The organism is Caballeronia sp. AZ10_KS36 (genome assembly GCF_023631105.1).
In the GTDB taxonomy this organism is placed as follows: Bacteria; Pseudomonadota; Gammaproteobacteria; order Burkholderiales; family Burkholderiaceae; genus Caballeronia.
The window spans coordinates 158,361-185,130 of sequence record NZ_JALQDQ010000013.1; the positions used below are offsets into that span (position 1 = coordinate 158,361).

General features: G+C 65.0%; 26 protein-coding genes. 23 read left to right on the forward strand and 3 right to left on the reverse strand.

All coding sequences use genetic code 11. The features are described 5' to 3' along the window. The first annotated feature begins 5 nt into the window (after window positions 1-5). The 20 genes from NCR35_RS07400 to ltaE all read left to right on the forward strand — a co-directional run bounded on the left by NCR35_RS07400 (window position 6) and on the right by ltaE (window position 19,202). Window positions 6-836: a hypothetical protein gene (locus tag NCR35_RS07400; protein ID WP_250533842.1), complete on the forward strand. Its 831-nt coding sequence runs from the start codon at window positions 6-8 to the stop codon at window positions 834-836. Between the two features lie 161 nt (window positions 837-997). Beyond that, window positions 998-2,581, forward strand: coding sequence for a glutamine-hydrolyzing GMP synthase (guaA, locus tag NCR35_RS07405; protein ID WP_248322116.1), 1,584 nt, complete (start codon window positions 998-1,000; stop codon window positions 2,579-2,581). A 35-nt stretch (window positions 2,582-2,616) separates the two neighbouring features. Then, on the forward strand, window positions 2,617-3,198 hold the full coding sequence (gene thpR / locus NCR35_RS07410; RefSeq protein WP_250533843.1) for an RNA 2',3'-cyclic phosphodiesterase: 582 nt from the start codon (window positions 2,617-2,619) through the stop codon (window positions 3,196-3,198). Window positions 3,199-3,261: 63 nt separating this feature from the next. Continuing rightward, window positions 3,262-3,825, forward strand: coding sequence for a D-alanyl-D-alanine dipeptidase (gene ddpX, locus NCR35_RS07415; RefSeq protein WP_250533844.1), 564 nt, complete (start codon window positions 3,262-3,264; stop codon window positions 3,823-3,825). Between the two features lie 15 nt (window positions 3,826-3,840). After that, window positions 3,841-5,430 carry an ABC transporter substrate-binding protein gene (locus tag NCR35_RS07420; protein WP_250533845.1) on the forward strand — a complete coding sequence of 530 codons (1,590 nt, stop codon included), beginning with the start codon at window positions 3,841-3,843 and terminating at the stop codon, window positions 5,428-5,430. A 4-nt stretch (window positions 5,431-5,434) separates the two neighbouring features. Then, a complete protein-coding gene (locus NCR35_RS07425; RefSeq protein ID WP_244848526.1) occupies window positions 5,435-6,505 on the forward strand; it encodes an ABC transporter permease in 1,071 nt (356 codons plus the stop codon). Between the two features lie 19 nt (window positions 6,506-6,524). Next, window positions 6,525-7,463, forward strand: a complete 939-nt coding sequence (gene nikC, locus NCR35_RS07430; protein WP_250533846.1) for a nickel transporter permease — start codon at window positions 6,525-6,527, stop codon at window positions 7,461-7,463. Between the two features lies 1 nt (window position 7,464). Further along, window positions 7,465-8,334 carry an ABC transporter ATP-binding protein gene (locus NCR35_RS07435; RefSeq protein WP_250533847.1) on the forward strand — a complete coding sequence of 290 codons (870 nt, stop codon included), beginning with the start codon at window positions 7,465-7,467 and terminating at the stop codon, window positions 8,332-8,334. Beyond that, window positions 8,331-9,080, forward strand: a complete 750-nt coding sequence (locus NCR35_RS07440; RefSeq protein ID WP_250533849.1) for an ABC transporter ATP-binding protein — start codon at window positions 8,331-8,333, stop codon at window positions 9,078-9,080. Before NCR35_RS07435 ends, NCR35_RS07440 begins: the two co-directional genes overlap by 4 nt. Window positions 9,081-9,323: 243 nt before the next feature. Beyond that, complete coding sequence (locus NCR35_RS07445) at window positions 9,324-9,722, forward strand: DnaJ family domain-containing protein (protein WP_159836014.1); 399 nt, start codon at window positions 9,324-9,326, stop codon at window positions 9,720-9,722. After that, window positions 9,719-10,300, forward strand: coding sequence for a tRNA adenosine(34) deaminase TadA (tadA, locus tag NCR35_RS07450; RefSeq protein ID WP_250533850.1), 582 nt, complete (start codon window positions 9,719-9,721; stop codon window positions 10,298-10,300). Before NCR35_RS07445 ends, tadA begins: the two co-directional genes overlap by 4 nt. Continuing rightward, window positions 10,294-11,217, forward strand: coding sequence for a muramoyltetrapeptide carboxypeptidase (gene ldcA / locus NCR35_RS07455; protein WP_250533930.1), 924 nt, complete (start codon window positions 10,294-10,296; stop codon window positions 11,215-11,217). Before tadA ends, ldcA begins: the two co-directional genes overlap by 7 nt. Window positions 11,218-11,514: 297 nt before the next feature. Beyond that, window positions 11,515-12,270 (forward strand): GntR family transcriptional regulator, encoded by a 756-nt coding sequence (locus NCR35_RS07460; protein ID WP_250533851.1) that lies wholly within the window; start codon window positions 11,515-11,517, stop codon window positions 12,268-12,270. Between the two features lie 328 nt (window positions 12,271-12,598). Further along, window positions 12,599-14,101, forward strand: a complete 1,503-nt coding sequence (locus tag NCR35_RS07465) for an NCS1 family nucleobase:cation symporter-1 (protein WP_250533852.1) — start codon at window positions 12,599-12,601, stop codon at window positions 14,099-14,101. A 68-nt stretch (window positions 14,102-14,169) separates the two neighbouring features. Then, window positions 14,170-14,904: an aspartate/glutamate racemase family protein gene (locus NCR35_RS07470; RefSeq protein ID WP_250533853.1), complete on the forward strand. Its 735-nt coding sequence runs from the start codon at window positions 14,170-14,172 to the stop codon at window positions 14,902-14,904. A 134-nt stretch (window positions 14,905-15,038) separates the two neighbouring features. Next, a complete protein-coding gene (gene puuE / locus NCR35_RS07475; RefSeq protein WP_250533854.1) occupies window positions 15,039-15,995 on the forward strand; it encodes an allantoinase PuuE in 957 nt (318 codons plus the stop codon). Continuing rightward, on the forward strand, window positions 15,992-16,513 hold the full coding sequence (gene uraD / locus NCR35_RS07480; RefSeq protein WP_250533855.1) for a 2-oxo-4-hydroxy-4-carboxy-5-ureidoimidazoline decarboxylase: 522 nt from the start codon (window positions 15,992-15,994) through the stop codon (window positions 16,511-16,513). The genes puuE and uraD overlap by 4 nt, the downstream gene beginning before the upstream one ends. A gap of 32 nt (window positions 16,514-16,545) precedes the next feature. After that, the gene (alc, locus tag NCR35_RS07485; RefSeq protein ID WP_250533856.1) at window positions 16,546-17,556 is read left to right on the forward strand and encodes an allantoicase; all 1,011 of its coding nucleotides are present in this window, start codon (window positions 16,546-16,548) and stop codon (window positions 17,554-17,556) included. Continuing rightward, window positions 17,556-18,056, forward strand: coding sequence for an ureidoglycolate lyase (locus NCR35_RS07490; RefSeq protein ID WP_250533931.1), 501 nt, complete (start codon window positions 17,556-17,558; stop codon window positions 18,054-18,056). Before alc ends, NCR35_RS07490 begins: the two co-directional genes overlap by 1 nt. Window positions 18,057-18,182: 126 nt before the next feature. Beyond that, the gene (gene ltaE, locus NCR35_RS07495; RefSeq protein ID WP_250533858.1) at window positions 18,183-19,202 is read left to right on the forward strand and encodes a low-specificity L-threonine aldolase; all 1,020 of its coding nucleotides are present in this window, start codon (window positions 18,183-18,185) and stop codon (window positions 19,200-19,202) included. 54 nt (window positions 19,203-19,256) lie between these two features. Here the strand turns inward: ltaE and NCR35_RS07500 are convergent, their stop codons facing one another. Both NCR35_RS07500 and uraH read right to left on the reverse strand, forming a co-directional pair. Further along, complete coding sequence (locus NCR35_RS07500) at window positions 19,257-20,450, reverse strand: urate hydroxylase PuuD (protein WP_250533860.1); 1,194 nt, start codon at window positions 20,448-20,450, stop codon at window positions 19,257-19,259. 75 nt (window positions 20,451-20,525) lie between these two features. Beyond that, complete coding sequence (uraH, locus tag NCR35_RS07505; RefSeq protein ID WP_250533861.1) at window positions 20,526-20,879, reverse strand: hydroxyisourate hydrolase; 354 nt, start codon at window positions 20,877-20,879, stop codon at window positions 20,526-20,528. 467 nt (window positions 20,880-21,346) lie between these two features. Between uraH and NCR35_RS07510 the strand changes: the two genes are divergently transcribed. Next, window positions 21,347-22,717 (forward strand): 8-oxoguanine deaminase, encoded by a 1,371-nt coding sequence (locus NCR35_RS07510; protein WP_250533862.1) that lies wholly within the window; start codon window positions 21,347-21,349, stop codon window positions 22,715-22,717. A 152-nt stretch (window positions 22,718-22,869) separates the two neighbouring features. Here the strand turns inward: NCR35_RS07510 and NCR35_RS07515 are convergent, their stop codons facing one another. Continuing rightward, window positions 22,870-23,802 (reverse strand): LysR substrate-binding domain-containing protein, encoded by a 933-nt coding sequence (locus NCR35_RS07515; protein WP_175940178.1) that lies wholly within the window; start codon window positions 23,800-23,802, stop codon window positions 22,870-22,872. 269 nt (window positions 23,803-24,071) lie between these two features. On the opposite strand from NCR35_RS07515, the gene NCR35_RS07520 reads away from it, so the two are divergent. Continuing rightward, on the forward strand, window positions 24,072-25,643 hold the full coding sequence (locus tag NCR35_RS07520; protein WP_250533863.1) for an ABC transporter ATP-binding protein: 1,572 nt from the start codon (window positions 24,072-24,074) through the stop codon (window positions 25,641-25,643). 2 nt (window positions 25,644-25,645) lie between these two features. Then, window positions 25,646-26,752, forward strand: a complete 1,107-nt coding sequence (locus tag NCR35_RS07525; RefSeq protein ID WP_250533864.1) for an ABC transporter permease — start codon at window positions 25,646-25,648, stop codon at window positions 26,750-26,752. Window positions 26,753-26,770: the final 18 nt, after the last annotated feature.

The following is a 26,770-nucleotide window of genomic DNA, read 5'->3' on the forward strand; positions in this document are numbered from 1 at the left end:
CGATCATGAAACCGTTGCTGCGCGTCGTGCTGGTCGTCAATGCCCTCATTTTTCTGGTGTTCGGCGTGCTGTTTCTGCTGACGCCGTGGGCGGGACTCTACGACGCGCTGCAACTCGACGCGATGCGAGTGGAACCGGCGTTTGCCGGGCAACTGCTCGGCATCGCGCTGATCGGTTTCGCGTGGCTGTCGCTGCACGCGGCCATCGACGGTGCGCTTACCGCCGCCGCTGCGAGGGCGTCGGGGCATGTCGAATGGCTGTCGGGCATCGTCGTGCTGGTCTGGCTGCTCGGTCTGCGCACGCCCGAGGTCGACGGCTTCGGGCAGGTCGGCGCGGCGCTGATCGGCATCGTGTTGCTGGTGCTGGGGCTCGGCAGCGTGAGGCTCGCGGGCGCGGTGCGGCGGCGGGAACGCGCGGCACTGGCCGGCGCGGCGTCGGCGGAGCGGGCGGAGAAGAAGGCGGCGCAAAAGCGCGACGAAACGCGGCCGCCTGCCACGACCGCCGTGCCGCCGTCGGATACGGCAACGCGTCCCGCAGCGCGCGCGCCCGAAGCGACTGCCATCGATCCCGTCACCGGCCGCGCGGTCGATCCGGCGGGCCGTCCGATCGATGCCGATACCGCGCCACCGGTTGCGCGCACGCGCACGGAAGCCGGCGTGGTCGATCCGGTCACGGGCCGCACGCTCGATGCGCAGACGGGCCGCGAAATCGACCCGGCCACCGGCAGACCCATCGACCCGGTGATCGGCAGCGACATCGATCCGGCGACCGGACGGCGCGTGGACCCGCTGACAGGCCGCGTGACGCCGGACCCGGCGAGCGGCGCGCCGCGCTGAGGCGCCCGCAGATGCGCGCAAGCGAGCGCGGCGGCGCGCGCAGCAAGGAAACACAAGGACGGTCGGCCTTCGCGCCGGCCGTCGATTTATTGGCAGCCGGACCCGGCAGCACCGGGACCGGCCGCCCACACCATTCGTTCACTTAGCCTTTGGCCGCAGCCATGCACGACAAAATCCTGATTCTCGATTTCGGCTCCCAAGTCACCCAGCTGATCGCCCGGCGCATCCGCGAGTCGCACGTCTATTCGGAAATCCATCCGTACGACGTCGACGAGACGTTCATCCGCGAGTTCGCGCCGAAGGGCATCATCCTGTCGGGCGGGCCGAACTCGGTCACCGAGGCGAAGTCGCCGCGCGCCCCGCAGATCGTTTTCGATCTCGGCGTGCCGGTGCTCGGCATCTGCTACGGCATGCAGACCATGGCCGACCAGCTCGGCGGCAAGGTCGAGCTGGGCAAGGTGCGCGAGTTCGGCTACGCGGAAGTGCAGGCGCTGAACCACACGGGCTTTCTGGAAGGCATCGAAGACTTCAAGACCGCCGAAGGCGAGTCGATGCTCAAGGTCTGGATGAGCCACGGCGACAAGGTGGCCGACATGCCGGCCGGCTTCAAGCTGATGGCCTCGACGCCCGCGTGCCCGATCGCCGCGATGGCCGACGACGACCGCCGCTTCTACGGCGTGCAGTGGCACCCGGAAGTCACGCATACGGTGCAGGGCCGCGCGATGCTCGACCGCTTCGTGCTCGAACTGTGCGGCGCGAAGGCCGACTGGGAGATGGGCCACTACATCGACGAAGCCGTCGCAAAGATTCGCGCGCAGGTCGGCGACGAGCACGTCATTCTGGGCTTGTCCGGCGGCGTGGATTCGTCGGTGGCGGCGGCGCTCCTGCATCGCGCAATCGGCAATCAGCTGACGTGCGTTTTCGTCGATCACGGCCTCTTGCGCGAGAACGAAGCCGAGCAGGTCATGTCGACGTTCGCGGATCATCTCGGCGTGAAGGTCATTCATGTGGATGCGAGCGAAGCGTTCCTCGAGAAGCTCGCGGGCGTGACCGATCCGGAGGCGAAGCGCAAGATCATCGGCGCGGAGTTCATCGAAGTGTTCGACGCCGAATCGCACAAGCTCACCGACGCGAAATGGCTCGCGCAGGGCACCATTTATCCGGACGTGATCGAATCGGCGGGCAAGGGCAAGAAGGGCGCGCATACCATCAAGAGTCACCACAACGTGGGCGGCCTGCCCGAGACGCTGAAGCTGAAGCTGCTCGAACCGCTGCGCGAACTCTTCAAGGACGAAGTGCGCGAACTCGGCGTGAAGCTGGGCCTGCCGCCCGCGATGGTGTATCGCCATCCTTTCCCCGGCCCTGGCCTCGGCGTGCGGATTCTCGGCGAGGTGAAGCGCGAGTTCGCCGATCTGCTGCGCCGCGCGGACGCCATTTTCATCGAGACGCTGCGCAATACCATCGACAAGGAAACGGGCAAGTCGTGGTACGAGCTGACGAGCCAGGCGTTCGCGGTGTTTCTGCCGGTGAAGAGCGTCGGCGTGATGGGCGATGGCCGGACCTACGATTACGTCGTCGCGCTGCGCGCCGTGCAGACGATGGACTTCATGACGGCGCACTGGGCGCATCTGCCGCATGAACTGCTCGGGCATGTGAGCAATCGGATCATCAACGAAGTGCGCGGGATCAATCGGGTCGTGTATGACATCTCGGGGAAGCCGCCTGCGACGATTGAGTGGGAGTGAGGACGGTCGCAGAGCACTAGAAGGGAGCCGGACACTTGCATACCCCTCGCCCCAACCACCCCACCGACTCCCTTTTCTTCGCCGTCTACCCGGATGCCGCCGCTGCCGCGCGCATCGGAGACCACGCGGCCCGGCTTCGCGCCGCGCACATGCTGAAGGCCCGGCCGATCCCCACCGACCGCCTTCACATCACGCTGCATTACCTCGGCGCCTTCGCCGGCGTGCCGTCCGACACGCTGGCCGCCGCGCGCGTGGCGGCGTCATCGCTTCACATGCCTCCGTTCGACGTAACGCTCGACCGCGTCGAAACCTTCGCCACGCGCCGTCCGAAGCGGCCGCTCGTCATAGCCGGCGAGCCGGGCGACGCGTTCTCCGCTTTCGTCGATACGCTAGACAAGGCGCTGCAATCCGTCGGCATCTTCGTCAAATCGCATCCGCGTTTCATCCCACATGTGACGTTGCTTTACGACGAGCACCGCGTCACACGGCAAGCCGTCGAGCCGATCACATGGACCGTGCGCGAGTTCGCGCTCGTGCGCAGTCTGCTCGGACGCTCGGAGCATCAGGTCATCGAACGCTGGCCGCTCGACGCACAAGACACCGGACATTCGGAATAAACTGTTTCGCGGATTTTTCGTCCGGGTTATGGTTGAAGGGTTCGACCCAAGGATTTCGATTACATGACTCGATCCCGTCTGCTGCCCGTCACGCCCGAAACGCATCACGTCCACATCGACCTCGTCTACGCGACCGATCGCAATCTCACCGGCAAGCCCATCTACAAGACGCAGCATTGCCTGCTTCTCGAACCCGCCGAAGCGGCGCTGCGCAAGGCAGTGACGATCGCGCAGAGCTTCGGCGCGACGCTGAAAATCTTCGACGCCTACCGCCCGCCGCAAGCGCAGGAAGTGCTGTGGAACTTCCTGCCCGATCCCACCTTCATCGCCGATCTCGGCCGCGGCTCGAATCACAGCCGCGGGACGGCGGTGGACCTGACGCTCGTCGATAGCGACGGCATCGAGTTCGACATGGGCACCGGCTTCGACGCGATGGTGCCGGAGTCCGGCCACTTTCACGCGGGTCTGCCGGCTCACGTGCAGCGCAATCGCACGCTCTTGCTCGGCGTGATGCACGGCGCGGGCTTCGCGCATATTCCGAGCGAATGGTGGCATTACGAATTACCCGGATCGCGCGAACTCGCGCTCATCGACAACGAAGAAAGCGGCCCCTTGCGGCTGATGTGAACGGGATAAACAACCATGAGACTGAGCGCACGAAAGGCCCTTGTCGCGATGACGCTGACGTTGAGCTTCGCGGCCACAGCGCACGCGGCGACGCCGAAAGACATGTTCGTCATGGCGACGCTGCTCGACGAATTCACCACGCTCGATCCGGGCGAAGTCTACGAACTCGTGCCGGAGGAATACGTCGCGAACACGTACGACCGGCTGGTGCGCGTCGATCTCAAAGACCCGTCGAAGTTCAACGGCGACGTCGCGCAGTCGTGGACGGTCAGCCCGGACGGGCTCACGTTCACGTTCAAGATCCGCTCCGGCCTCAAGTTCCATTCCGGCAATCCGCTCACGGCCGATGACGTCGCCTGGTCCATCCAGCGCACCGCGTTGCTCGACAAGGGCGCGGCGGCGGTGCTCGCGGGCATCGGCATCACCAAGGCCAACGCGCTCACGAACGTGAAGAAGATCGACGACAGCACGGTGTCCGTCACGACCGATCAACGCTACGCGCCGACTTTCGTGCTCAACGTGCTGGGCGCGTGGCCGGCGTCGGTGGTGGATCGCAAGCTGCTGGAATCGCACGCGAAAGGCAACGACTACGGCAACGACTGGCTCAAGACCAACGAGGCCGGCTCCGGCGCGTACAAGCTCGTGAAGTGGACGGCGAACGACAGCATCGTGCTGCAACGTTTCGACGGCTATCGCCTGCCGCTCGCGATGAAGCGCATCGTGCTGCGCCATGTGACCGAAGCGGCGAGCCAGCGCCTGATGATCCAGAACGGCGATATCGACGTGGCGCGCGATCTGAGCCCCGACGACCTCGACACGCTCTCGAAGAACGGCGTCATCAAGGCGACGGCCGTGCCGCAGGCGACGCTCATGTATCTCGGGCTGAACAACAAGAATCAGTACCTGGCGAAGCCGGAAGTCTGGGAAGCGATGAAGTGGCTGATCGACTATCAGGGCATCCAGAAGAACGTGATCCGCACGACGTACAAGGTCCACGAAACGTTCCTGCCCGAAGGCTTCCTCGGCGCGCTCAACGAGAACCCGTATCACCAGGATGTCGCGAAGGCGAAGGCGCTGCTCGCCAAAGCCGGACTCGCGGAGGGCTTCACCGTGAAGATGGACGTGCGCAACGACTATCCGTACAGCGAGATCGCGCAGGCCGTGCAGGCGAATCTCGCGCTCGCGAACATCAAGGTGCAGCTCATTCCGAGCGACAACAAGCAGACGCTCGGCCGCTATCGGGCGCGGGCGCACGACATCTATATCGGCGAATGGTCGGCGGACTATATCGATCCGCACAGCAACGCGCAGGGTTTCGCGTGGAATCCGGACAACTCGGATGCGTCCAGCTTCAAGATGCTCGCATGGCGCAACGCGTGGGATATTCCCGATTTGACGAAGGAAACCAACGCGGCGCTCGCCGAAAGCTCCACCACGAAGCGCGCGCAAATGTACGAGAAAATGCAGCGGGAAATGCTCGCCAAGTCGCCGTTCGTCATCATGTTCCAGAAGGTCTCGCAAGTGGCGGCGCGTCCGGGCGTGACCGGTCTCGAAGTCGGGCCGATCAACGACCTCGTGTCGTATCGCAATCTGAAGAAGCAATGACTCGATGACGCCGCATCCGACCGTGCTCGACCGCCTGCGCGCCGCGAACGCGAATCGCGGCGGCGCGCGGATTGCGCTGGCGCTCTTGCGCTGGATCGCCATGCTCGCCGTCACGTTCACCGGCTTGCTCGCGATCACGTTCTTCATCGGGCGCAAGATCCCGATCGACCCCGTGCTCGCGATTCTCGGCGACCGCGCATCGGCGAGCGCGTACGCCGCGGCGCGCGTGCAGCTCGGGCTCGACAAGCCGCTCGTCGATCAATTCCTGATCTACGCCCGCGACGTGCTGCACGGCAATCTGGGCGTGTCGCTGCTGACGGCGAATCCTGTCATCGACGATATCCGGCGCGTCTTTCCCGCGACGCTCGAACTGGCGACGCTCTCGACGTTCATCGGCGTGATGATCGGCGTGCCGCTCGGCGTGATCGCGGCGGTGCGCCACAATCGCATCGTCGATCACGTCGCGCGCGTGATCGGCCTCGCGGGCAGTTCGGTGCCGGTGTTCTGGCTCGCGCTGATGGGGCTGCTGCTGTTCTATGCGCGGCTGCATTGGGTGTCGGGGCCGGGCCGCATCGATCCGCTGTACGACGGCATGGTCGATACGCGCACCGGCAGTCTCCTGATCGATGCGCTCATCGCCCGCGAGTGGGACGTGTTCGCCAACGCGTTTTCGCATATCGCGCTGCCGGCGGGCGTGCTGGCGTTCTACTCGATCGCGTATCTGTCGCGCATGACGCGCTCGTTCATGCTCGAACAACTGAGTCAGGAGTACGTGACGACTGCGCGCGCGAAGGGCCTGCCCGAGCGCCGCGTGATCTGGCGTCATGCGTTCGGCAATATCGCCGTACCGTTGCTCACGGTCATCGCGCTCGCCTACAGCTATTTGCTGGAAGGCTCGGTGCTGACCGAGATCGTGTTCGCGTGGCCGGGCATCGGCTCGTATCTGACGGGCGCGCTCTTGAACGCCGACATGAACGCGGTGCTCGGCAGCACGCTCGTGATCGGCGCGACGTTCATCGCGCTCAATCTGCTGACGGATGCGCTGTACCGCGTATTCGATCCGCGCGCTCGCTGACAACGGAGAACCTTGCCGCATGCATTCGCCCGCCAAGCGCACGCCGATGAAATCCGCCCCGACCACATGGCGCGCGTGGCTCCTGACCGACACGCCCGCGTCGCCGCGACAGGCCGCGCTCGGGCGCGCGTACCGGCGCTGGCGGCGGTTTTCGGGCAATCCGCTCAGCATGCTGGGCCTCGTCATTTTGACCGTGCTCGTCGTGGCGGCAGTCGTCGGGCCGCTCTTGGTGACGCAGGACCCGCTGCGCCAAGTGCTCGCCGACCGTCTGATGCCGCCGGGCGCCGCGCACTGGTTCGGCACGGATCAGCTCGGCCGCGACATTCTCTCGAGACTGGTGCACGGCTCGCGTCTCACCCTATCGATTGCGATGCTTGTCGTCGTGCTCGTCGTGCCGGTCGGACTCCTCATCGGCACGCTGGCGGGCTATTGCGGCGGCTTCGTCGACACGGCGCTCATGCGCGTGACCGACGTCGCGCTCGCGTTTCCGAAGATCGTGCTCGCGCTCGCGTTCGCCGCGGCGCTGGGGCCGGGCGTGCTGAACGCGGTCATCGCCATTTCCATCACCGCGTGGCCGCCTTATGCGCGGCTCGCGCGGGCCGAATCGCTGCGGCTCGCGCAGGCCGATTTCATCCACGCGGCGCGGCTGGCGGGCGCATCGCACACGCGCATTCTGCTGCGCTATATCGTGCCGCTGTGCTCGTCGTCGGTGATCGTGCGCGCGACGCTCGATATGGCCGGCATCATTCTCGCCGTCGCGGGGCTCGGCTTTCTCGGACTGGGCGCGCAGCCGCCGAGCCCGGAATGGGGCTACATGGTCGCCTCGGGCCGCAACGTGCTGCTCGACGCCTGGTGGGTCGCGACCATTCCCGGCCTCGCGATTCTCGCGGTGAGCCTCGCGTTCAATCTGCTCGGCGACGGTCTGCGCGATGTCTTCGATCCGCGTCATGGAGGCTGACATGGAAGATGCGCTCGCTGAAATCGACGGTCTCGAAGTTGCCTTCGCCGGCCACGACGGCGTCGCGATGCCCGCGGTGCGCGGCGTCTCGCTGACGGTGCGGCGCGGCGAGCGGCTCGGCATCGTCGGGGAATCGGGCTCGGGAAAGTCGCTGACCGGCCGCGCGCTGCTCGGCCTCTTGCCGCCCGCAGCGCGATGGTCCGCGAAGGCTTTGCGCTTCGACGGCCAGGATCTGCTCGCGATGAAGCCGAGCGCGCGCCGGCGCCTTTGCGGCACGCAGATGAGCATGATCTTGCAAGACCCGAAGTACTCGCTCAATCCGGTGATGACGGTCGCCCAGCAAATGCGCGAGACCATCGCGCGCCGGGACGGCGGCGTGAGCCGGCGCGCGATGCGTGCGCGCATCGTGGATGCGCTCGCGGCCGTGCATATCCGCGACCCCGAGCGCGTGGCGGACGCGTATCCGCACGAGTTGTCCGGCGGCATGGGCCAGCGCGTGATGATCGCGATGATGGTGAGCGCCGGACCGCGCCTCCTGATTGCCGACGAGCCGACGAGCGCGCTCGACGTACTCGTGTCGATGCAAGTGCTCGCCGTGCTCGACGAAATGATCGAGCGTCATCGCACGGGGCTCGTGTTTATCAGCCACGACTTGCCGCTCGTGATGTCGTTCTGCGATCGCGTCGCGGTGATGTACGGCGGGCGCGTGGTGGAGACGTGCGCGGCGCGTGAACTCGCCAACGCGCGGCATCCGTACACGCGCGGACTGCTCGCGGCCAGCCCGCCGTTGACCCATCCGCCCGACGAATTGCCGACGCTGCGCCGCGATCCGTCGTGGCTCGCGGAAACCATCGAGGAGGCCGCGCGATGATCGAGATCGACCACGCGCACATTCGCTTCAAGACGAAAACCGGCCATGTCGATGCGGTGCGCGACGTGTCGTTGCGCGTTGAGGACGGCGAAGTATTCGGTCTCGTCGGCGAATCGGGCAGCGGCAAGTCGACGCTGCTGCGCGCGCTCGCGGGTCTAGTGCCGCTCGCTGGCGGCGCGATGCGCATCGAAGGGCGGGGCGTCGCGGATCGCCCGCAGCGCGACGTGCAGATGGTGTTTCAGGACCCGTACGACTCGCTGCATCCGCGCTTCACGGTCGACCGCACATTGCGCGAGCCGCTCGCGATCAACGGCATCGGCAATCAGGACACGCGCATTCTGGATGCGCTCGCCGAAGTCGGGCTCGGCGCCGCGTTCCGCTTTCGCTATCCGCACCAGTTGTCGGGCGGGCAGCGGCAACGCGTGTCGATCGCTCGCGCGCTGATCGTCGAGCCGCGCGTGCTGCTGCTCGACGAGCCGACGTCCGCGCTCGATGTCTCCGTGCAGGCCGAAATTCTGAACTTGCTGCGGCGGCTGCATCGCGAGCGCAAGCTCACGATGATCCTCGTGAGCCACAATCTCGCGGTCGTCGGCTTCCTGTGTCAGCGCGTCGCCGTCATGCGCAACGGCGAAGTCGTCGAACAGCTCGGCGTGGAGGCGGTGAGGGCGCACGACGTCGAGCACGAGTACACGCGGCGGCTTCTCCTCGCGACGCAAGGCTACACGCGCGAGCCCGTGCGCTCGTAAGCACGGACGCCTGCCGCGCGGCAAGCGATGTCGCGGAATATCTTCTCTATACGGCGCACGCGCGCGAACGGCCGTGCGCGGCGCGAAGCAATCCGGGCCTCCGCTGATAGAATACGAGATGAATTGTCGAAGCGAGCCGAACCACGCGCGAGCGCGTTGTTCCGGCGGGCTCCGGCTTCACGCTAACCCCGCAAATCGTGAAAGACCGCTTCCGCGACATTTGAAAGCCGGTCGTAATCCCCGATGAAATTGCTAGATGCTCTGGTAGAACAGCGGATCAACGAAGCCGTGTCTCGCGGCGAGTTAAACAACTTGCCGGGCGCAGGCGCGCCGCTTCAGTTGGACGACGATCTTCTCGTTCCCGAGGAAGTGCGCGTCGCCAACCGTATTCTCAAGAACGCGGGTTTCGTTCCGCCCGCCGTCGAGCAGCTTCGCGCGCTGCGTGGCCTGCAGGACGAACTCGACAAAGTGACCGATCCCGCCGCCCGCTGCCGCATCCAGGTGAAGATGCTCGCGCTGGACATGGCGCTCGAATCGCTGCGCGGCGGCGGCTGCGTGCCGCACGAATATCGCCGGCGCATCGCGGAGCGGCTCTCCGAGCGCGTCGCGGCGCGCGGCGACACGGAGCCGGAGCAGCCTTGACGCTCCCCGAGCCGCCGCCCGGCGCTTCTCCCGACACATCAGAATCCACCGCTCCCGCCAGCGACCGCGATCGCCGCTTCATGGCGCTCGCGCAACGCGCCGCCGACGAAGCGCGTCGCGCCGGCGAAGTGCCGGTGGGCGCGGTCGTCGTGCTGGGCGATGAGGTCATCGCCACGGGTTTCAATCATCCGATTCGCGGGCAGGATCCGTCCGCGCACGCGGAGATGGTCGCGCTGCGGGCCGCCGCGCAGACGCTGCGGAACTATCGGCTGCCGGGCTGCGAGCTGTATGTGACGCTGGAGCCGTGCCTGATGTGCGCGGGCGCGATCATGCACGCGCGCATCGCGCGGGTCGTGTTCGGCGCGGCCGACCCGAAGACCGGCGCGTGCGGCAGCGTCGTCGACATGTTCGCGAACGAGCGGCTGAATCATCACACGGCCGTGACGGGCGGCGTGCTTGCCGACGAATGCGGCCACGCGCTCAAGAACTTCTTCGCCGAGCGCCGGCTTCTCGCGCGGGAAGAGCGCGCCGCGCGGCAAACAGCCGATTCCATCACCAACACGAACGGAACATCGTGAAATCACGCACCATCGACCTCATCGCGCCTTCCGGCTATCCGCACGATCCTGCGGCCGTCGAGCGGGGCATCGGGCGTTTGCGGGCGCAGGGTCATCGGCTCGAAAATCTCGATGCGACGCGCCGCCGCTTCCAACGATTCGGCGGCACGGACAGCGAACGCGCCGCCGATCTGAACCGTCTCGCCGATCCGTCGCGGCGGCTGCCCGATATCGTGCTGGCGGTGCGTGGCGGGTATGGCGCATCGCGCATCCTGCACGGCCTCGACTACGACGGCCTGCGGCGGCTCGCCGACGAACCCGTGGCGCTCGTCGGCCATAGCGATTTCACGGCGATTCAGTGCGCGTTGTACGCGCGTTCGGCGGTGAAGAGCTTCGGCGGCCCGATGTTCGCCGGGAATTTCGGCGCGGAGCAGCTGAGCGCGTTCACCATGCACCACTTCTGGCAGGCGATCTCGCAGCCGAGCTTCACCGTGACGAGCCACACGCCGCAGCGACAGTCAGTGGATGTGACCGGCATGCTGTGGGGCGGCAACCTCGCGATACTGGCCGCGCTCGTCGGCACGCCGTATCTGCCGCCGGTCGACGGAGGCATTCTCTTCATCGAAGACGTGAACGAGCATCCGTTTCGCATCGAGCGGATGATTTATCAGCTGCATCAGGCGGGCGTGCTCGGACGGCAGCAGGCGGTCGTCATGGGCGAGTTCTCGGGCGGGCGCCTGTCCGACTACGACAACGGCTTCTCGCTCGACACGGTGATCGAGCAGATGAGGGCTGCGACCGGCGTGCCGTTCGTCACCGGCTTGCAGTTCGGGCACGTCGATAACCTGCTCACGCTGCCTTTTGGTGCGACTGCACACCTTGTCGCGAACGAGCGGGGATTCACGCTTGCGCTTTCGGACTATCCGCATCTGGCTTAGGTTTGCGGCCAAGGGCACTTGTCGCGAGTGCCTTTTTGTTCGACCTGCGGCGCAACTAACGGTCTTTTGTGTACGTCACGATGAGTCGCGGTGCACCATTAAGGCGCTGCAGATTGTCGACAAAATAAGGCAGACAATGCCGACAAAAAGTAGCGTAATCGCCCCAAATGCTTGCCGCTATTGGCTGGCAGACAGGTATCACCTCGCGCGACACCATCCTCCACCGAGATTCTTATTTTGAATTGTTGACAATCTTTATGTCGATTCTAAGATGATCAACATGCGAGCGAGCACATCATGTCCGACCGTAAAACGAGTGCTGCATCGAACGCTTCCGCCGGTTCTCTGAACGAAGCCGCCGCAGCAAGTCCCGAGTCGATCGCCGAGAACATCCGCGCCGCGATCCTCGAACACCGGCTTGCTCCCGGCGCGAAGCTGACCGAAGCGCAGTTGTGCGAAGTATTCGACGTGAAACGCGGCCCGGTGCGCCAGGCGCTGTCCCAACTGGCAAGCGAGCGGCTCGTCGATCTCGAACCGAATCGCGGCGCGTTCGTCGCCAGTCCGTCGCTGCAGGAAGTGCACGACGTGTTCGAGATGCGGCGCATCGTCGAGCTGGCTGTCGTCGAGCGCATCTGCAAAGGGCACGGCACGCGGCGGCTGAAGTCGATCGGCGCGACCATCGGGCGCGAAAGGCGAGCATTCGAGAACCGCGATTTTTCCGCGTGGATTCGGCTGTCGGGCGAGTTCCACACCGAACTGGCCGCTCTCACGGGCAACGCCGTGCTGTGCGATTGTCTGTCCGGGCTCGTCGCGCGCTCGACGCTGATCTCGGCGCTGTATGAATCGCTCGGCAAGAGTTCGTGCTCGTTCGAAGATCACGAAGCGATCCTCGCCGCGCTCGATGCCGGCGACGCCGCGAAAGCCGCGGATCTGATGGCGCAACATCTGCGCGATGTCGAATTGAAGATGCTGGAGCGGCCCGCCCGTGGCGCGGTCGATCTGAAGGAAGTATTCGCAAGGCCGGGCGAACGCGGGAAGGCGTTCGGCGCATAGCCAAGCCGCAGCACGAACACACATGACTGGAGACCGCGCCCGCGCCGATGCAGCGGACGCGTGGCGAGCCGCGCGCGCGACCCCGTTCGCAGCATGCGCCGCACTGAACGAGACGCTCATCGACGAGCGTGCAATGAAAAGCGCCTGACGGCGAGCGAGATGGGCTGAAGCCCGCTCGCTCTCGGCACTACGCCGCAGGCGATGGAGCAAATCCGAAGAGTACCGCGCGAGCGTGGCGGCGAGCCCGTTCGCGAAGGTATCCGACGACGCTTGATCCCAAGCAATTGCCGCTTTTTCATGACGCAAGCCGCCCATCCAAGGAGAGGTCATGGCTCAGTTCAGTGCAACGCCCGGCAGTTCGGCACTGCCGCCGTATGAAACCCCGTACGAATCTTCCGAGCACGAGACCGGCTTGCCCGCCGGCTACAGCGATCGTCTGTACAACGAAGATCTCGCGCCGCTCAGGAATCAGACGTGGGGCGCGTACAACATCTTCGCGTTCTGGACGTCGGACGTGCATAGCGTCGGCGGCTATGTGTTCGCGGGCAGTCTCTTCGCGCTCGGGCTGACGAGCTGGCAGGTGCTCGTGTCGCTTCTGATCGGCATCGGGCTCGTGAATCTGCTGTGCAATCTCATCGCGAAGCCGAGTCAGGTGGCGGGCGTGCCGTATCCGGTCGCGTGCCGCGCGACGTTCGGCGTGCTCGGCGCGAACATTCCCGCCGTCATTCGCGGGCTGATCGCGGTGGCGTGGTACGGCATCCAGACGTATCTGGCGTCCAGCGCGCTCGTGATCGTCGTGCTGAAGTTCGTGCCGTCGCTGATGCCTTATGCGGACGTGCATCGCTACGGCTTCGTCGGGCTGTCGGCGCTCGGCTGGGCCGGCTTCATGCTGCTGTGGGTGTTGCAGGCGGTCGTGTTCTGGCGCGGCATGGAGATGATCAAGAAGTTCATCGACTTCGCCGGACCTGCCGTCTATGTCGTGATGTTCGGGCTCGCCGGATACATGGTGTGGCGCGCGGGCATTCACAACATCGGGCTGAATCTCGGCGGCGTGAAGTACCACGGCATGGAAGTCGTGCCGGTGATGATCACCGCGATCTCGCTCGTCGTGTCCTATTTCTCCGGCCCGATGCTGAACTTCGGCGACTTTTCGCGCTACTGCAAGACCTTTCGCAGCGTGAAGCGCGGCAATTTCTGGGGGCTGCCGGTCAACTTCCTCGCGTTCTCGCTCGTGACGGTCATCACGACGGCGGCCACGTTGCCGGTGTTCGGACAACTGATTACCGATCCGGTGGAGACGGTGGGCCGCATCGATCATCCGACGGCCGTCATTCTCGGCGCGCTGACGTTCACCATCGCGACCATCGGCATCAATATCGTGGCGAACTTCGTGTCGCCGGCGTTCGACTTCTCCAACGTCGCGCCGCGTCTCATCAGCTGGCGCATGGGCGGGATGATGGCCGCGACCGCGTCGATCTTCATCACGCCGTGGAATCTCTTCAACAATCCCGCCGTGATCCACTACACGCTGGACATTCTCGGCAGCTTCATCGGACCGTTGTATGGCGTGCTGATCCTCGACTTCTATTTGCTCAAGCGCGGCAAGCTCGCGGTGAACGACCTCTACACGACGTCCGACACCGGCAAGTACTGGTACACGAAGGGCGTCAATCGCCGCGCGGTCATGGCGCTCTTGCCCGCCGCAGTCATCGCGATTCTCTGCGTGATGCTGCCCTCGCTCGAAGGCGCCGCGAACTTCTCGTGGTTCATCGGCGCGGGGCTCGGCGCGTTGTTCTACTGGATCCTGGCGGATCGCAAGCGCGCGGCTTGAAGTGAAGGGAACCGAGCCGCCGCGATACGTCGCGGCGGACGGAAAGACGCAATGAGGAGGAGACAGCAATGCGCATCAAACTGATCAACCCGAATACCACGCAGCGCATGACCGATTCGATGGCGCGCTGCGCGCGTGAGGTCGCCGCGCCCGGCACGGAAATCGTCGCGGTCAGCCCGACGATGGGTCCGCCTTCCATCGAAGGCTATTACGACGAAGCCATTGCCTCGCTCGGCCTGCTCGCCGAAGTGGAGGCGGGCGAGCGGCAGGGCTTCGACGGCTACGTGATCGCGTGTTTCGGCGATCCGGCGCTGTACGCGGCGCGCGAACTGGCGCGCGGGCCGGTGATCGGCATCGCGGAGGCCGCGATGCACGCGGCGAGCGTCATCGCGCCGGGCTTCTCGGTCGTGACGACGCTGCGGCGCACGTGCGGCATGGCATGGCATCTCGCCGAGCGCTACGGCATGACGCGCTTCTGCAAGAACGTGCGTGCGACGGACGTCGCGGTGCTCGAACTCGACGAGCCCGGCTCGGCGGCGCGGCAGACGATCATCGACGAATGCCGGCGCGCGCTCGACGAAGACGGCTCAGACGCCATCGTGCTCGGCTGCGCGGGCATGGCGGAATTCTGCCGCGAAGTGGAGGACGCCATCGGCGCGCCGGTCGTCGAAGGCGTGACGGCGGCCGTCAAATGGGCCGAGGCGCTCATCGCGCTCAGGCTGCATACGGCCAAGCGCGGCGACTTCGCGCGGCCGCTGCCGAAACGCTACGACGGCGTGCTCGCCGATTTCGGTCCGCGCTGAACGCCCGGAACGATCGACACATACCGGTGACGTGACCCGCAATATCTGCGTCGCTGTATGGGCGCGTCCGGGCGTTTTCGCTACACTGAATCGTCGACATTCCGCTTCCCAACGCCCCGTTTCCCGACCCAGCCATGTCTCTAGATCCGAACTATCCACGCGACCTGATCGGCTACGGCCGCCATCCCGTGCAGGCGAACTGGCCGGGGCGTGCGCGCGTCGCCGTGCAATTCGTGCTCAATTACGAAGAAGGCGGCGAAAACTGCGTGCTGCACGGCGATCCCGGCTCCGAGCAGTTCTTGTCGGAGATCGTGGGCGCGGCGTCGTATCCGGCGCGTCACATGAGCATGGAGTCCATCTACGAATACGGCTCGCGCGCAGGCGTCTGGCGCATCTTGCGCGAATTCGAGAAGCGCGGCCTGCCGCTGACCGTGTTCGGCGTCGGCATGGCGATGGAGCGGCATCCCGAGCTGTCGCGGGCGTTCGTGGAACTGGGGCATGAGATCGCGTGCCACGGGTATCGCTGGATTCACTATCAGGACATGTCGCCGGAGCGCGAAGCGGAGCATATGCGTCTCGGGATGGAAGCCATCGAGCGCGTGACGGGCGTGCGGCCGCTCGGCTGGTACACGGGCCGCGACAGTCCGAACACGCATCGGCTGGTGGCGGAATACGGCGGCTTCCTGTACGACTCGGACTATTACGGCGACGACCTGCCGTTCTGGATGGACGTTGATCTGGGCAACGGCAAGAGCACGCCGCAACTCATCGTGCCGTACACGCTCGACACCAACGACATGCGTTTCGCCACGCCGCAAGGCTTCAATACGGGCGACCACTTCTTCACGTACCTGCGCGACGCCTTCGACGTGCTCTACGAAGAAGGCGACGAAGCACCGAAGATGCTGTCCATCGGCATGCACTGCCGGCTGCTCGGCCGTCCGGGGCGCTTCCGCGGCTTGCAGAAGTTTCTCGATCACATCGAAAAGCACGACCGCGTGTGGGTGACGCGGCGCGTCGATATCGCGCGGCACTGGCGCGAACATCACCCCTACGATCAAGCGCAGGCAGACAACGGGACGGCGGCATGAAGGCGATGCAAACCACACTCGACCAACTCAACACCATGCCAGTCGACGCGTTCGTGACCGTGCTCGCCGGCATCTTCGAGCATTCGCCGTGGGTCGCGGAGATCGCGGCTGAGAAGCGCCCGTTTTCGAGCATCGACGAATTGCACGCGACCATGTCGCAAGCAGTCGAAACGGCGGGCGAAGAGAAGCAGCTCGCGCTCATCAACGCTCACCCTGAACTCGCGGGCAAGGCGGCGGTGCGCGGCGAACTCACGGCCGAATCGACGCGTGAGCAGAGCGGCGCGGGCCTCGATCTCTGCACGCAGGAAGAGTTCGACAAGCTCCAGTCGCTGAACGCGGCGTACCGCGAGAAGTTCGGCTTCCCGTTCATTCTCGCGGTGCGCGGCTATGACCGTCACGGCATCATCGCGAACTTCGAGGCGCGCGTGAATCACGACCGCGACGAAGAGCTTCGCACGAGTCTCGACCAGATTTACCGGATCGCGCGCTTCAGGCTCGACGACCTGATCCGCGCCTGATCCTCCCTTGCAACGACAACAGGACGCAGACAATGGCAATTCCGACACTCGATCCCAACGCGCCCGATTTCACGCGCCGCTATGTGAATCTCGCGGACCCGCGTCTGGGCGCGCAGGCACTCGAGGCGAGCGACGATTTCTTCGCGCCGAAGGAACGCATGCTGAACCCCGAGCCGGCCGTGTTCATCCCCGGCAAATACGACGAACATGGCAAGTGGATGGACGGCTGGGAAACGCGGCGCAAGCGCACGACCGGCTACGACTGGTGCATCGTCAAGCTGGCGCGGCCGGGCGTGATCAAAGGCATCGATCTGGATACGAGCCACTTCACCGGCAACTTCCCTCCGGCGGCGTCGATCGAAGGCGCGCATGTCGCCGATGGCGCGCCGAGCCAGTCCACGCAATGGACTGAAATCGTGCCGTCCACGACGCTGCAGGGCAATAGCCATCACTATCTGGATGTGGCATCCACCGAGCCGTTCACGCACTTGCGCGTGAACATCTATCCGGACGGCGGCATCGCGCGATTGCGCGTGTACGGTCAGCCGCAGCTCGACTGGCGCAACGCGGATCGCAACGAACTGTTCGATCTCGCCGCGATGGAAAACGGCGCGTACATGGTCGGCACGAACAACCAGCACTTCGGTCTCGCGTCCACGCTTCTGATGCCGGGCCGCGGCGTCAACATGGGCGACGGCTGGGAAACGCGCCGCCGCCGCGAGCCTGGCAACGACTGGTGTATCGTCGCGCTCGCGCAGCCGGGCATCATCAAGAAAGTCGAAGTGGATACCGCGCACTTCAAGGGCAATTTCCCCGACCGCTGCTCGCTGCAGGCGGCGTATGTGAAGGGCGGCACGGACAGCTCGCTCGTCACGCAGGCCATGTTCTGGCCGGTGCTGTTGTCGGAACAGAAGCTGCAGATGGACAAGCAGCACTTCTTCGAGTCCGAACTCGCGGCGCTCGGCCCCGTCACGCACGTGCGCTTCAACATCTACCCGGACGGCGGCGTGTCGCGCCTGCGTCTTTTCGGAACGCTTGCATGATGAAGACGCTCGCGATCGAACCGTTGACGCGCGCGGCGTTCGAGCCTTTCGGCGATGTGATCGAGCTCGACGGCGCCAAGCAGATTCCGATCAACCTCGGCACGACGATCCGCTTTCACGATCTCTGCAGGGTCGATGTGACGGACGAGGGCGGCCGCGCGCTCGTCAATCTTTTTCGCGGCCAGCCGCGCGTGCTGCCGTTCGAAGTGAAGATGATGGAGCGTCATCCGCTCGGCTCGCAGGCGTTCATTCCGCTCGACGAGCGGCCGTATCTCGTGGTCGTCGCGCCGGCGGGAGACCTCGACGAATCGCAGATTCGCGCGTTCGTCACGCGTGGCTGGCAGGGCGTGAATTACGCGAAAGGCGTCTGGCATCACCCGCTCATTGCGCTGGATAAGGTCAGCGATTTCATCGTCGTCGATCGCGGCGGCGATGGTTTGAATCTCAACGAGCAGGACCTGAGAGAGTCGTTGTGGCTGACACAAGAGGCGCTGCGCTGAGTCGTCGCGCGTATTGCACGTATTGCGCGTATTGCCCCTGGCAGTCACGGAAAGACCGGCGCAGCATGGCCGGTCTTTTTTGTTGCGCGCTACACTGTGACGCTCACTCCGACCAAGCGACTCACGATGCCAGCACGCCAGATCGACCTACGCAGCGATACCGTCACCCGCCCGAGCCAAGCGATGCTCGCCGCCATGTCAGCCGCCGAAGTGGGCGACGACGTCTGGGGCGACGATCCCACGGTTCTCAAGCTCCAGTCCACGCTCGCGGAGCGCACCGGCAAGGAAGCGGGCCTGTTCTTTCCGAGCGGCACGCAAAGCAACCTCGCCGCGTTGATGGCGCACTGCGGGCGCGGCGACGAGTACATCGTCGGGCAGGCGGCGCACACGTATAAATACGAGGGCGGCGGGGCGGCGGTGCTCGGCAGCATCCAGCCGCAGCCTATCGAGAACGCGCCCGACGGTTCGTTGCCGCTCGAAAAGATCGCGGCGGCGATCAAGCCCATCGACGATCACTTCGCGCGCTCGCGCCTGCTTGCGCTGGAGAACACCATCGGCGGGAAAGTGCTGCCGGCCGACTACGTGGCGCAGGCGACGAAGCTGGCCCGCGATCGCGGCCTCTCGACGCATCTGGACGGCGCGCGCATCTTCAACGCGGTGGTGGCGTCGGATAGGCCGGTGAGCGAGCTGTGCGCGCCGTTCGATACCGTCTCCATCTGCTTTTCGAAAGGGCTCGGCGCGCCGGTCGGTTCGGTGCTGGTGGGCAGCAAGGCGCTCGTGGATATTGCGCACCGCTGGCGCAAGGTGCTCGGCGGCGGCATGCGGCAGGCGGGCGTGCTCGCGGCGGCGTGCCTTCATGCGCTCGACCATCATGTCGACGGGCTCGCGCAGGATCATGAGAACGCGGCGCGGCTCGCGGCGGGGCTTGCCGAGATCGATGGAATCGTGATTCAGTCGCAAGCCACCAATATGGTGTTCGCGCAGATTCCCGAGAAGCATTGCGCGCCGCTCGAAGCGTGGCTGAAAGAGCGTGGCATTCTCACGCAGATGCTCTACGCATCGCGGTTCGTGACGCATCGCGATGTGTCGCGCGAGGATATCGACACAGTCATCGACGCGGTCAAAGCCTACTTCGCCGCGCAATAAAAAACGGCCCGCGCGGCAGAAGCCGATCCGGGCCGTCTCGCAGCAGCGCGACGCTTACTGCACCGCGCCTCCATCAAACCAAGCGGCGATCTTCTGACGCTCGGCATCCGTCATTTGCGTGACGTTGCCGAGCGGCATCGCTTTCAACGTCACCGCCTGCTGATGCACGCGCTGCGCGTTCTGGCGAATCTCGGCGGGCGTGTCGAGCAGAACGCCTGCCGGCGCGCTGCCCATCATCGTCGGATGCGCGGAGTGACAGACCGCGCAACGCTGCTGGATGATCGGCTGAATGTCGGCGACCTTGATCGTCGGGGCGCCAGCGGCTTGCGCGACCGGCGCGGTCGGCGCGGGCATCGTCCACGCGAACGCGCCGAGCACCAGCACGAGACCCGCGACCGGCATGTACCACAGCACCTGCCCGCGATGGCGCATCACGAAGAACTGACGGATCAGCGCGCCCGCCAGCATGATGAGCACGAGGATCACCCAGTTGTACTTGTGCGTGTAGGTCATCGCGTAGTGGTTGGACAGCATCGCGAAGACGACCGGCAGCGTGAAGTACGTGTTATGCACGGAACGCTGCTTGCCGCGCTTGCCGTAGATGGCGTTCGGCGTTTCGCCCTTGAGCATCGCCGCGACCATCTTGCGCTGTCCCGGAATGATGACGAAGAACACGTTCGCGGACATGATCGTCGCGATCATCGCGCCGGTGATCAGATACGCCGCGCGGCCCGAGAACACATGGCACGCGACGAATGCCGCGATCAGCACGTAGATGCCGACGCAAATGCCGAGCAGCTTGTCGTTGTGGCCGAGCAGGCGGCACAGCGAATCGTAGACGATCCACCCGGCCATCAGAAAGCCGAGCGCTGCCGACACCGCAACGACCGGGCCCATGTCGAGCACGTTCTTGTCGATCAGATACGTGCTCGGCGAGAGCAGATACAGCACGAAGAAGAGGCCGAAGCCGGACATCCACGTGGTGTAGGACGGCCAGAACGACCAGTGCAGATTTTCCGGCATGTCCTGCGGCGCGACCGAATACTTCTGCATGTGATAGAAGCCGCCGCCGTGAACGTGCCAGAAGTCGCCGAACACGCCGCGCCGGCGGGCGTTCGGGTCCTGCGGCGGTTTCAGGCTGTTGTCGAGCGCGACGAAATAGAACGACTCGCCGATCCACGCGATCCCCACGATCACGTGCAGACAGCGCAAGACCAGATTCAGCCAGTCGGTGATAAAGCCTTCCATGAACTCCTCCACTACCGATTCGTTATGCGCACTCCGTCGATGCGCGGCGTGCTCTCATCGCTTGCTTGGCGCGGTTCAGCTGCCGCGATACGTGCTGTACGCCCACGGCGAAACCAAAAGCGGCACGTGATAATGCGCGGCGGCGTCCGCAATGCCGAAGCGCAGCACGACGCGATCGACGAAGCGCGGCTCGGGCACTTTCACGCCGAGCCCGGCGAAATAATCGCCCGCGTGAAAAACGAGTTCGTATTCGCCGGTTTCGAGTTCCGCGCCTTCGAGCAGCGGCGCGTCGCAGCGGCCGTCGTCGTTGGTCAGGGTGGTCTTGATTGCGCGCCGGGTGTCGCCGGATAGCGCGAAGAGCTCGACTTGGATGTTCGCGCCGGGGCGGCCGTGCGCGGTGTCGAGGACGTGGGTGGTGAGCTTGCCCATTCGCATGTTCCTTGTGTTGTGCGATGTCCGGCTCGCGCATCGATCCGAAATCCGCACTGTGGGGAACCGTGCGGCGGCGGCGGATCGAGGCTCCACGTCAGTGGCTACATACCCGTCGGCGTTTCAGATGCGCGCCGTGTACAGCATTGTAGAAATTCGAGACGCGCTGTGCGTCCGCGATAGGAAAGATAATGCCGGCCGCATGAGCGCCGCCGCTCGTCTCGGACCGCGACGCGCGGGCGATCCGCACGGCTTTTGCTGCGATGCTACCTGCGCCAAAATTCGCAAATATATCGCCGGGCTGAAGTCCACTATGGCGGCTCTGTGATTGCGGCGATGTTTTTGGCTGCCGACAGTGACACCGCGCGCAATCGAGCCGCGTCCCGAAGACGGCGTTCATTCGCTGGGTAACCGGGGCTTTCACTGGTCCTCTTACCTTGCTGCAACCCGTTTCCGGAGAACATTGAATGAATGCGACACCCCGCAGCCTGCTCGTCAAGAACGCCCACATGCTCGTCACGATGGACGCAGAGCGCCGCGAAATCGCCGATGGCGGCCTCTTTATCGAAGGCAACCGCATCGTGGCGGTCGGCCCGACGAGCGAGCTTCCGCAGACCGCCGACGACGTGCTCGACATGCGCGGGCATCTCGTCATTCCCGGCCTCGTCAACACGCATCACCACATGTATCAGAGCCTGACGCGGGCGGTTCCGGCCGCGCAGAACGCCGAGCTTTTCGGCTGGCTCACGAACCTCTACAAGATCTGGGCGCATCTGACGCCCGAGATGATCTCCGTCTCCACGACGACCGCGATGGCCGAACTGCTGCTATCCGGCTGCACGACATCGAGCGATCACCTGTATATGTATCCGAACGGCAGCCGGCTCGACGACAGCATCGCGGCGGCGCGCGAAATCGGCATGCGCTTTCACGCGGCGCGCGGCAGCATGAGCGTCGGCCAGAAAGACGGCGGGCTGCCGCCGGATTCGGTCGTCGAGAAGGAAGACGCGATCCTGAAGGACTCGCAGCGCCTCATCGAGACGTATCACGACGCAGGCCGCTACGCGATGCTGCGCGTGGTCGTCGCGCCGTGCTCGCCGTTTTCGGTGAGCCGCGAGTTGATGCGCGATTCCGCGGCGCTCGCGCGTCGGTACGGCGTGTCGCTGCATACGCATCTGGCGGAAAACGTGAACGATGTTGCGTACAGCCGCGAGAAGTTCGGCCTGACGCCCGCCGAATATGCCGAAGACTTGGGCTGGGTCGGCCACGACGTATGGCACGCGCATTGTGTTCAGCTGGACAAACCGGGCATCGAGCTTTTCGCGCGCACGGGAACGGGCGTGGCGCATTGTCCGTGCTCGAACATGCGGCTTGCGTCCGGCATCGCGCCTATCCGCGCCATGCGCGACGCGGGCGTGCCGGTCGGGCTGGGCGTGGACGGCTCCGCATCGAACGACGGCGCGCAGATGGTCGGCGAAGTGCGGCAGGCGCTGTTGCTTCAGCGCGTCGGCTTCGGACCGGACGCCATGACCGCGCGCGAAGCGCTCGAAATCGCGACGCTCGGCGGCGCGAAAGTGCTGAACCGCGACGACATCGGCGCGCTCGCGCCCGGCATGGCGGCGGATTTCGTCTCGTTCGATCTGTCGCAGCCGGCGTTCGCGGGCGCGCTGCACGATCCGGTTGCGGCGCTCGTGTTCTGCGCGCCGTCGCAGGTCGCGACGAGCGTCATCGACGGAAAAGTGGTCGTGAAAGAAGGGCGCCTGACGACGGTGGATTTGCGCGCGGTCGTGGAGCGGCATAACGCGCTGGCGGGCGAACTGGCGAATGCGGCGCAGTGAGGGGGCGCGCCGCTCACTTAAGGGCGAAGCGCGTGGCGTCCCGGTGCGCGGGAAAGTGGTAGTGAGAGAGTGCGGTCATAGCGCCGCATAACGCGCGGGCGGACGAACTGGCGAACGCGGCGCACTGAAGGCGCGCCGCACCGCTTGCGAGCTCAAGGCTGATCGATCAGCGAGCGCGTCGCTTCGGCGACGAGGCTGCGCAACCAGCGAACTTCGTCGGAGTAGTGACACCGCTCATGCCAAAGCTGGTAATACTGCATGGGCGGGAAGTCGAGCGGCGCGGGCACCACCGCGAGCGGCAGAAACTTCGCGTAATGGGCGGCGAAGAGGCGCGTGGTCGTGAAAACGAGGTCCGACTTGATGAGCACGTAAGGCGCAAGATTGAAGTACGGCAGCGTGACGACGACATGACGCTTCAGACGTTCGCGCGCCAGATGCACGTCGATTGCTCCGCGCTGACCGACGGAATAAGGCGTCGGCGCGAGGTGCGGCGCGTTGAGATACTGATCGAGCGTGAGCCCGCCGCGCTTGGCGAACGGATGCGTGTTGCTGACGAGACACACGATCTTGTCGACGAACAAATTCGACAAATGCAGTTGTTCGGGCGGTTCCGGCCAGTTGCCGACGACGATATCGAGCTTGCCGTCTTCGAGCGCCAGTTCGTAATCGAACGCGGGGCCGAGCGAATGAAACTCGAGCGTCGCGTTCGGCGCGGCCTGCCGGAATCGCTCGACGACGGTCGGCACGAAGAGCACGTTCAGATAGTCGGGACAGCCGATGCGATAGCACCGCACGGATGTGGAAGGGTCGAAGTTGTGCTGCTGGACCTTGATCCGCTCGATTTCGCGCAGCGCGTTCTGCGTCGGTTCGAGCAGGCGCAGGCCGTATTCGGTCGGCACCATGCCGGACTTGCCGCGCACGAGGAGCGGGTCGCCGGTGATGTCGCGCAGGCGGCGCAGCGCGGCGCTGATGGCGGGTTGCGACTGATTGAGCTTGACGGCCGCGCGGGTGACGCTGCGTTCCATCAGCAAGGTGTGCAAGACGCGCAATAAGTACGTATCGATCGCCTCGCGTTGCTGACTCATGTTATCTCCACTATATGTTCTGGCTGATCGATGGCGGGGTACAACATATCGTTTTTAATATGACATAGACTTTGCGTCAAGGTGTGACTAACCCGCAAATGCTCGCTAGGCGGGGAGTCGCGCTATTTTGAGTGATCGACTTAGCGCCTCGAATTCTGTAAATTCTGCCCGCGATATGAGTTCGTGCGACAACGGTGTCTTGCGCTCCCTCTCGCGGTAATTCTTCCCAGTCCGGCCTGCTCGGTGGTCGGACGCATATTCAGAGCTCAATGGGCGACGCCATCCAAAAGTCGACAACGCCACCGCGCCTGGCGTTGTCCGGCATCAGCAAGCAGTACCCGTCCGTCAAGGCGAACGACGGCGTGAATCTCGTCGTCATGCCTGGCGAGATCCACGCGGTGCTCGGCGAAAACGGCGCGGGCAAGTCCACGCTGATGAAGATCATCTACGGCGCGGTGCGCCCGGACGAAGGCGAGATCCGCTGGCAGGGCGAGACCGTCGACATAGGCAGTCCGGCCGCGGCGCGCAAGCTCGGCATCGGCATGGTGTTTCAGCACTTCTCGCTGTTCGAAACGCTGACCGTCGCCGAAAACATCGCGCTCGCGCTCGACGACAAGTTCGACATGAAGGCGCTCGCCAAGCGCATTCGGGATGTGTCGAAGGACTACGGGCTCGATGTCGATCCGCAGCGGCACGTTCATAGCCTGACGGTCGGCGAGCGGCAGCGCGTCGAGATCGTGCGATGCCTGTTGCAGAACCCGCGGCTGCTCATCATGGACGAGCCGACTTCCGTGCTCACGCCGCAGGCCGTCCAGAAGCTCTTTACGGTGCTGCGCCGGCTCGCGGCCGAAGGTTGCAGCATTCTCTACATCAGCCACAAGCTCGACGAAATCCAGGCGCTGTGCGAGAACGCCACGGTGATGCGCGGTGGCCGCGTGACCGGCAATGTCGATCCGCGCAAGGAAACGCACGCGTCGCTCGCGCAGTTGATGGTCGGTCACTCGTTGCCCGACTACACGCGCCGCACCCACACGCCGGGCGATGCATTGCTCGCGGTCAGGAATCTTTCGGTGGCGAGTCCGGACCCGTTCGGCACGTCGCTCCAGAACGTGTCGTTCGAGGTGCGGGCGGGCGAAATCTTCGGCATCGCGGGCGTGTCGGGCAATGGCCAGGCGGAACTGCTCGCGGCGCTTTCAGGCGAGATTCGCGATCGCCACGTCGCGGCCGATGCCGTGTCGATTTGCGGCACGCCCGCCGCCCGGCTCACGGCGGGCGCGCGGCGCCGGCTCGGTTTTGCGTTCGTGCCGGAAGAACGGCTCGGGCGCGGCGCGGTCCCCGCGATGTCGCTCGCGGAAAACGGCCTCTTGACCGCGCATCGGCAACAGATGGTGCGCGGCGGCTGGATTCGATCGGGCGCGGTGCGCAGCTTTGCTGATCGCTGCATTCAGGCGTTCGACGTGCGCTGCGGCGGCAGCGGCGCGCTCGCGCAGAGCCTGTCGGGCGGCAACTTGCAGAAGTTCATCGTCGGACGCGAAATTTTACAGGCGCCGAAGGTGCTCGTCGTCGCGCAGCCGACCTGGGGCGTCGATGTCGGCGCGGCCGGTTTCATCCGCCAGCAGTTGCTCGATCTCGCGTCGCGCGGCGTCGCCATTCTCGTGATCTCCGAAGAGTTGGAAGAACTGTTCGACATCTGCGACCGGCTCGCGGTGCTCGCACGCGGCAAGCTCTCGCCGGTGCGCGCGACGGGCGAAACGAACGCCGAGGAAATCGGCCTCTTCATGGCGGGCTTGTTCGAGGGCAAGCGCGCGCCCGCGGCCGAACTCGATTCTTTGAGCAAATAAGCATGATTTTTCCGTATCGACTCGAAGCGCGCCCGACGCCCTCGCGCGCCATGCAGCTTGCGGTTCCGGTGGTGGCGGCCGTGGCGACGCTGCTTATCGGCTTCCTGATCTTTAGCGTCGTCGGCCAGGACCCATTGCGCGCGATGCACGCGTTTTTCATCGAGCCGCTCTCGACCGTGAACGGCTGGTCCGAACTCGTGCTGAAGGCGTCGCCGCTGTGCCTGATCGGACTGGGGCTGGCGGTCGGCTATCGCGCGAACGTGTGGAACATCGGCGCGGAAGGGCAGATGCTGCTCGGCGGCATCGTCGCGGGCGGCATCGCCATTCACGTCGGCGATGCATCCGGCTGGTGGACGCTGCCGCTGATGGTGATCGGCGGCATCGCGGGCGGCATGCTGTGGGCCGCCATTCCGGCGCTGCTCAAAAGCCGCTTCAACACCAACGAGATTCTCACGAGCCTGATGCTCACGTATGTTGCGGCGCAACTGCTGATCTATCTCGTGAGCGGTCCGTGGCGCGACCCGGAAGGCATGAACTTCCCGATTTCCGCAATGTTCGTCGACGACGCCTTGTTCCCGCGTGTCTACGGCGACTGGCATTGGAGCTTCCTGAAGGGCACGCGCATCAACGCGTCGGTGTTTCTGACGGTAATCGCGATTCCGCTCGTCTGGCTTTTCATGCGCAAGAGTTTTGCGGGGTTCCGGATGAACGTCGGCGGTCTCGCGCCGCTCGCCGCTCGCTACGCGGGCTTCTCGGACAAGAAGACCATCTGGACTTCGCTGCTGCTTTCGGGCGGACTCGCGGGTCTCGCGGGCGTGGGCGAAGTGGCGGGACCGATCGGGCAGCTTCAGGCCGGCTGGTCGCCGGGCTACGGCTTCACGGCGATCATCGTCGTGTTCGTCGGGCGGCTGCATCCGGTGGGAATCGTGCTCGCGAGTCTGTTGATGGCGCTGCTGTATCTCGGCGGCGAAGCAGTGCAGACATCGCTGCAATTGCCGCAGGCGCTCGCGGGCGTGTTCCAGGGGCTGCTGCTTTTTTGTCTCCTCGGCTGCGATCTGTTCGTGAATTACCGCATCAGGCGCAGGACCCCGGCGCACCGCGCTGCCTGAGACCGCATAAGAGAACTC